The 7,763-nt window shown below is 26.1% G+C and carries 6 protein-coding genes; 1 reads left to right on the top strand and 5 read right to left on the bottom strand.

All coding sequences use genetic code 11. The features are described from left to right. Positions 1–343 precede the first annotated feature (343 nt). The 5 genes from AS160_RS09690 to AS160_RS09670 all read right to left on the bottom strand — a co-directional run bounded on the left by AS160_RS09690 (position 344) and on the right by AS160_RS09670 (position 7,294). Entirely contained in the window at positions 344–1,717 is a 1,374-nt protein-coding gene (locus AS160_RS09690; RefSeq protein WP_165148305.1) for an extracellular solute-binding protein, read from the bottom strand. A 174-nt stretch (positions 1,718–1,891) separates the two neighbouring features. Further along, positions 1,892–3,805 carry a threonine--tRNA ligase gene (thrS, locus tag AS160_RS09685; RefSeq protein WP_165148302.1) on the bottom strand — a complete coding sequence of 638 codons (1,914 nt, stop codon included), beginning with the start codon at positions 3,803–3,805 and terminating at the stop codon, positions 1,892–1,894. Positions 3,806–3,824: 19 nt separating this feature from the next. Next, entirely contained in the window at positions 3,825–4,622 is a 798-nt protein-coding gene (locus AS160_RS11310; RefSeq protein WP_206528171.1) for a Rid family detoxifying hydrolase, read from the bottom strand. Positions 4,623–4,633: 11 nt separating this feature from the next. Next, a complete protein-coding gene (gene prfA, locus AS160_RS09675; protein ID WP_165148299.1) occupies positions 4,634–5,704 on the bottom strand; it encodes a peptide chain release factor 1 in 1,071 nt (356 codons plus the stop codon). A gap of 51 nt (positions 5,705–5,755) precedes the next feature. Next, positions 5,756–7,294, bottom strand: a complete 1,539-nt coding sequence (locus tag AS160_RS09670; RefSeq protein WP_165148296.1) for an ABC transporter permease subunit — start codon at positions 7,292–7,294, stop codon at positions 5,756–5,758. Between the two features lie 29 nt (positions 7,295–7,323). Here AS160_RS09670 and AS160_RS09665 point away from each other — a divergent pair. Next, on the top strand, positions 7,324–7,763 hold a 440-nt coding region (locus AS160_RS09665), incomplete at its 3' end, for a hypothetical protein (protein WP_165148293.1).

Below are 7,763 nucleotides of genomic sequence, written 5' to 3'. Positions count from 1 at the left end.
AACTAGTTAGAAGTATTTATTATATGCTTAAAAATAATTCATCCTATAATCCTATTGAATTATCTCAATCTTCTAAAAAAATGGTGTTTTTAAAGGATGATAGTAATAATCAATAATAATAATTAAGCGTTTACAATTAACAAAACAACTAAATAATTCTAATTTTTGCACCATGTGCATAATATTTGTTTTACTCTTTTTTCTATCTGTATTATTCTGAATTCTTGTTATTTTTCATCTTTGTTAATTTTCATTGTTTTTTTATTTCCCTCTTGACTTATTACCGGAGACTATTATATAATCCCCCCAAATTTTGGGGGGAGCATATTAAATTATATTGAAATTATTTGTTATAAAAGTTATTTAAAAAGTCATTTAAATCATTTTCGAAGTTTGCCCATGCTTCTTTAATAATTTCATTTGCTTTTTCTTCTGTTTCAGCAGCTACTGCTTCGGGCTCAACTTCACCTGATCTAATTTTTTCATTTACAGGGAATATTACATCCCATATTGCACCCCACCAACCAGGTACAATTTTCCATAAATCAACTTGAACTGTTCTATCTAATCTTTTTAACATATACTTAACTCCATCAGGAATAAACTCTACACTATCAAAGTATTTTACTACATCTGGGTGCATTGTTGCAGGTATAAACCAATCTTTTGTTAATTTTCCTTCTGCATCTTTATTGTTTGTTAAAATTCTTAACCTTTCTTTTACTCCATTAGGATCATAGGTTAAATATTTTAAGAATAAGAAAGCTTCTTTTGGATGTTTTGTTGTTGATGTCATAAATGCATAATTAATATGAGTAGGTATTCTTAAACCGTATTTAGGATCATTAGGAACTGGATACATATCATAATTCCAAGAAAGTTCTTTTAAATTATTTTCATACCAAGCCCATGTTCCTCTAAATCCAAATAATATTTTACCTTCCATAAATGCATCAGCATCTCTTCCAAATTTCTTTTGATAATCATCTAATTCGCCTTCGTCTCTAATTTCTTGATTAAATAAATCTCCTGCTACTAAACCAGGTACGGATTTTAATTGTTTTTGTAATGTAATTGCAGGGATCCAACCACCATTTTGTAAATCAAACTTCCAATTATTTATATCAAAACTCCAAAAACTTGTGTGATCTGTTAAAACTGCTGCCATAAAAGTATCAAATTCCCATAAATTATCTATACCTGAATATTCTCTTGTAGTACCTCTTCTTGCTAAAGTTCTAAATTGGTTTATGTTCCATAAATAATTAGGCTTTTTTAAATTTAATTTTTCTAATAAATCTAAATTAACCATTATTGTGTTAAAATGCAATCTTTCGGGTAAAGCAAATAATACTCCATTATATGAATATGCATTTTGTAATTGTTTTGGGACAAATGAAAAATCAGGATCATTTTTAACAAAATCGTTTAGTGGATATACCCAGCCTTGAGAAACAGGGTAATGTAATTCCATCCATGATTGAGCAACAACATCAGGTAAATCTTCGCCAGCAGCACTTTTAGCTGTCAAAAAACTGTTAACATCAGGTTCGTTTACAACAATTTCAACTTTGATATCTGGATATTTTTCATTGAAACTTTGAATGATCTTTTTGTAAAGCTCTACATCCCAAGACCAAACAGCTACTTTAATAGTAGTTTCAGCAAAAATAGCTATACTTAATAGTAAAATGAAAACTACTAAAAACTTTTTCATAATACACCTCCAAATTTTAATATTAATTTTCTATAATTCCCTCTCCCAGAATATTATATCAATGTAATATATTACATAGCAAACAGTAAATATTTGAATTATATTGGATTATGAGCTATATAGTTCATAATAAAATAAATTGCCGGAAATCCCGGCAATTTATTAGTTTAATATTTAATAACTTAATTTTAAACTTCTATTTTTAATTTCTTCTTTAATAGTTTTAATGAAATCATTGAGATCTAAGTCTTCAACTGTATTTCCATCTCTTGTTCTAACGTTGTATTTTTTAGTTTCAATTTCTTTTTCTCCAATAACAATCATATAAGGTATTTTCAACATTTGAGCATTTCTAATTTTATAACCCACAGTAGCATTTGAATCATCTAATTTTACTCTTAAACCTTCTGAATCTAATTTTTCATACAACTCTTTTGCAGCATCAATATATTTATCAGAAACTGGAATAACAGCTACTTGTTCAGGAGATAGCCATGTAGGGAAAGCTCCTGCAAAGTTTTCGATTAATATACCAAAGAATCTTTCAATAGAACCATATATAGCTCTATGAATCATAACAGGTCTTTGCAATTCATTGTTATTATCAACATAATGTATATCAAATCTTTCAGGCATTTGGAAATCTAATTGAATTGTAGCACATTGCCATTTTCTTCCTAAAGAATCCCTTATATGGAAATCAATTTTAGGTCCATAAAATGCGCCATCGCCTTCATTAATTTTATAACTAATACCTGATTTTTCTAAAGCTTTTCTTAATGCTTCTGTAGCAACTTCCCAAGTTTTTTCATCACCCATATGATCTTCTGGCATTGTACTTAAATCTGCTTCGTATTCAAATCCAAAAGCACTATATAACTCATTTGTGAAGTCCATAACTTTAATTATTTCATCTTCAATTTGATCTTTTGTACAATAAATATGTGCATCATCTTGAGTAAATGATCTAACTCTAAATAATCCATGTACAACTCCGCTTCTTTCATATCTATGAACTTTTCCAAATTCAGATAATCTTATAGGTAAATCCTTGTAACTATATACTTTAGATTTGTAAATTAAAATGTGCCCTGGACAATTCATAGGTTTTACAGCATATTGAGTTTCATCTTTTTCTGTAAAATACATATTTTCTTGATAATGATCCCAATGTCCGGATTGATGCCATAATTTAATATTCATAATTAGAGGAGTTAATACTTCTTCATATCCATATTTTTTATGTAATTCTCTTGAAAAATCTAATAATCCATTTATAATCTTTGCTCCTCTTGGTAAGAAAAATGGCATAGCAGGGGCTAATTCATTTTCAAACATAAATAAATCTAATTTAGGACCAATTTTTCTATGATCTCTTTTTTTAGCTTCTTCTAACATTTTTAAGTATTCTTCTAATTGATCTTTTTTAGCAAAGGCTGTACCGTATATTCTTTGAAGCATTTTATTTTTTTCATTTCCTCTCCAATATGCACCTGAAACGGATAATAGTTTTATATGCTTTATTTTTCCTGTAGAAGGTAAATGAGGTCCTCTACATAAATCAATAAACTCACCTTGTTTATAATATGTTACTGAATCATCTTCAATATCATCCAATAATTCAAGTTTATATGGTTGATCTTTAAATAATTCTTTAGCTTCTTCTTTTGAAATTTCAAATCTTTCAATAGGTAAGTCTTCTTTTATGATTTTTTTCATTTCTTTTTCGATTTTTTCTAAATCATCTTCAGATATTTTATCTTCTAAGTCAAAATCATAATAAAAACCATTTTCTATAACAGGACCTATAGCTAATTTTACATCTCCATATAATCTAACTACAGCTTGTGCCATTATATGAGCAATAGTGTGTCTGAAAATAACAGGAGCTTCTACATCTTTATCAGTAATTATTTTTATAGTTGAATCATTTTCTATTGGTCTGTTTAAATCATATAATTCGCCGTTTACTAATGCTCCTAAAGCTTTTCTGTATAAACCTTCAGAGATATCTTTAGCAATAATAGCTGCTGAAACGCCTTTTTCGTATTCCTTTTCTGAACCATCTGGAAGAACTATTTTTATCATATATAATCACCCCTTAATATTATTTTTTTGCAATACATGCAACTTCAATGTCAACGCCTTTTGGTAACTTAGAAACTTCAACCACAAATCTAGCAGGATAAGGTTTATCAAAATAGCTTTCATAAATAGCATTAAATTCATTAAATTTTGACATATCGGTTATAAATACGCTTACTTGAACAATATCTTTAAAAGTAAAACCAGCTGTTTTTAAAACATCTTTTAAATTTTCCATAACTTGTTTTGATTGTTCTACAAATGTCTCTGGTATTTCACCAGTTTCAAAGTTTATTGGAATTTGACCGGAAACATATAATTCATTATCTTTTTGTAAAGCTGGCGAATATGGTCCAATTGCTTTAACACCATTTGGAATTATTGATTTTTTATTTTCAAATAATTTTATACGTATTTGTGTATCGAAAAAATCAAAATAATTTAAATTTAAATTTTTTAATAATGAATGTAAATGATCCTTCTCTTCAAAAAACTTAAAGTAATTATTTAATATGAATGATAACATTAAATTATATAAAACAAAATAAATAATAAAAGTTAAAACATTAAAATTCATTAAAGAAACAGATATTAAAAAAGATATTGAAATTAATATAATACTAAAATAATGAACTAAACTTTTTAAGTTATTATTTTCCTTTGAAAATAAATATGTTCCAACTAATTGTATTAGAGAGGTAATTGTAAAGAAAAAAAGAAAAAATATATTAATTCTATTTGTATTAACAACAGATGAAAAACCGGTAATAACAGTTAATATCCACGATAGTTTATAAAACATATCAAAATAAATCTTCATGTAATCCCCCCCTATATTTCAAGATTCTCTAGTTTTTCTCCAAGATCCCATTCTATTAATTTATCAATTATTTCATCTAAATCTCCTTCAAGAATAAAATTAAGTCTATAAGATGTAAACCCAATTCTATGATCAGTTACTCTATTTTGTGGGAAATTATATGTTCTTATTTTTTCACTTCTTTCCCCAGTTCCAATTTGAGAACGTCTTTGTGAAGTTAGTTTTTCTTGTTGTTCTCGTAACGCTTCTTCATATAATTTTGCTCTTAAAATTGACATAGCAGCTTCTTTATTTTGATGTTGCGATCTTTCATTTTGACAAGTAACTACTATTCCAGTAGGTTCATGAACAATTCTAACAGCCGACTCAGTCTTATTAACGTGTTGCCCTCCTGCACCACCTGCTCTGTAAGTATCTATTCTTAAATCTTTTGGATCTATTTTAATATCAACATCTGTAGCCTCAGGTAAAACGGCAACTGTAGCAGTAGAGGTATGTATTCTTCCTCCAGATTCTGTAACAGGTACCCTTTGTACTCTATGAACACCACTTTCATATTTTAATCTTCCAAAAACACCTTTTCCTTTTATTTTTATAACAGCATTTTTTGTTCCGCCTATTCCCGTATCACTAAGTTCTAATACTTCATGTTTCCATCCATTATTTTCAGCATATTTTAAATACATTCTCATAAGATCTGAAGCAAATAAGGCAGCTTCATCACCACCTGTACCAGCTCTTATTTCCATAATAATATTTCTTTCATTTATTTCATTTCCGGGAATTAATAAACTTAAAATTTCAATATTTAATTTTTTTATTGTTTTTTCAGATTCCTCTAACATAGAATTAAATTCTTCATCATCCAACTCTTCTTCTTGTTTTAAAACATGTAATGTTTCTTTATCTTCTATAGCACTTTCTAATTCATTAAATAAATCTCTAAGTGTAGCTAATCTATTATGTTCTTTTCCTAAATTTTGTAATAACTCTAAATCAGAAGTTACCTCTCTATCCGAAAGTTTAACTTCTACTTCTTTTAATTTATCTAAAACCTTATCCTTAAAAGACAAAATATCCATACAAACACTCCTTATTCTTTTTTGGTATTATATCATATTTTCATAACTTCTTCAATTTTCTTTATTTAAAAAATTGGAAATATTGAATATTGTAAATACAATTAAAATGGTTATAGAAGCCAAAGCCTGACTTTCTAAATAATACCTTGCATTTGATAATGAATAATTAATATTTGATATTAAAGGGAAATAATCCATTGATTGCATAGTATAAGAAATAGTGAATTCTCCGAAAATTATTGCAAATATTTGTAAAAAAACAGCAATTAATGTATTTTTTAAAAGCGGAAATTCTATGTATAAAAATAATTTTAACTTATTTGCTCCATCAATTTTAGCAGCTTCTAATATTGAATAATCAAATGATAATACTCTTTGTTGCATAAATGTATATGCTAGTGGAACTGATATGATTATATACCCCAATCCTAGTAAAATATAATATGGTATTGAAAAGTTGATATTTAAATATAATAATCCCATTGCTAAAAATGCCGATGAAACACCCATTGATGATATTATAAGTATATTTGAAATAATAACTTGTTTATGAGATTTAATATTTCTTAGAATAATATAAGTTAATAGTAATACAATGAAACTTACAATTGAAGATATTATAATAGTATTATAGAAAGATTTTGTAATCGGATAATATGCGTTTAAATCTTTTGAAAAAAGATTTATAAACCCTTTTAAAGTAAACTTTCTATTTATAAAATCAAAAAAGCCTGAAAATGTTCCGGTTAAAACAATAGAGTATTCGAAAATTAAGTATATAATTGAAAATAAAATAACAAAAATATTATTTTTATCTACATAATTTTCTTCTATATTCATTTCAAATATTTTTGGTAATGATATAATATAATTTAATATAAGCAAAACTATAAATTGAATTATTGCGTATGTTAAAGCTTTTGAAAAATCTAATGAACTTCTTAGTGTAGTAAATATAGCAACTTCAAATGTTGAATATTTTATTCCACCCAATGATAATACAATAGCAAAGCTTACAAATGAATATGTAAATACTAGAAATGACGCTTTTAAAATAGCAGGTAGTGCTATAGGTATTTTAATATATTTTATTATATACCATCTATTAGAACCATCAATAATAGCATTTTCAATATAGTTTTTCGGTATTGATTTTAATGAATCAGAGATATATTTTACAAAAATTGGAGAGTTATAAAAAGAATGTGCTAAAATAATAGCAGTTAATGAATATAAAATATTTATATTAAAAAGCTTGCTAATTAATCCATTTGAACTATATAATAACGAAAAAGCTATTATTGTAGGTATAGGTGGAAAGAAAAAAGGTATAAAAAATGAGTTTTCTAATATTTTACTTAAATAGTTTTTATTATTAGCTACATATAATGATGGGAAAAATGATATTAAAAATGATATAATAACAGATAATGATGCCTGCAAAAAAGTATATTTTAAAATTCTTAATGTTCTAGTTTTGAATAATATTTCAAAAAAATCTTTAACATCAAAATAGTTCAATATTAAACTTCCAATAGGTATTAACCATAGTATTAAAAAAAGAATAATAAAGAAATATAATTTTCTCATAACATCCTCCTAAAGAAAGGGGTAAAAAAATGAAAAAGAAATTCAAGGTATTTGTACTATATACATTATTGTATATGCTAAGTAATACAGCATTAGCAAAATTTATTTGGCCACCATATTTAACTAATCAAGGAGAAACTTATGCTACTATTAATTTTAAAACAATGGATCAAAATATTCAAGTGAAAATATATGAAAATAATATTTTATTTAAATTATTCGAAAATTTAACACCTGGATTAATTCATTTAAAATTAACGGATTTAAAACCAGCTACAAAGTATTATTTTGAAGTAAAAACAAATGATGATTATTATAAAGGGTATTTTTATACTAAGGATAATACAAAAACTTTAAGATTTATTGTATATGGTGATACAAGATATTATGATAAACAACATAAAATGATAGTGGATAAAATAATTGAAGAAAAGCCGGAATTTGTTTTAAATGTGGGAGATTTAGTTGA

Source organism: Marinitoga sp. 38H-ov (assembly GCF_011057715.1).
GTDB lineage: Bacteria > Thermotogota > Thermotogae > Petrotogales > Petrotogaceae > Marinitoga.
The sequence above is the reverse complement of the archived record's forward strand: the minus strand, read 5'-3'. Positions and strand labels throughout refer to the sequence as shown.

Coding starts and splice junctions, on each gene's coding strand:
- AS160_RS09690 (WP_165148305.1), bottom strand. CDS start 1,717: ATGAAAAAGTTTTTAGTAGTTTTCATTTTACTATTAAGTATAGCTATT.
- thrS (WP_165148302.1), bottom strand. CDS start 3,805: ATGATAAAAATAGTTCTTCCAGATGGTTCAGAAAAGGAATACGAAAAA.
- AS160_RS11310 (WP_206528171.1), bottom strand. CDS start 4,622: ATGAAGATTTATTTTGATATGTTTTATAAACTATCGTGGATATTAACT.
- prfA (WP_165148299.1), bottom strand. CDS start 5,704: ATGGATATTTTGTCTTTTAAGGATAAGGTTTTAGATAAATTAAAAGAA.
- AS160_RS09670 (WP_165148296.1), bottom strand. CDS start 7,294: ATGAGAAAATTATATTTCTTTATTATTCTTTTTTTAATACTATGGTTA.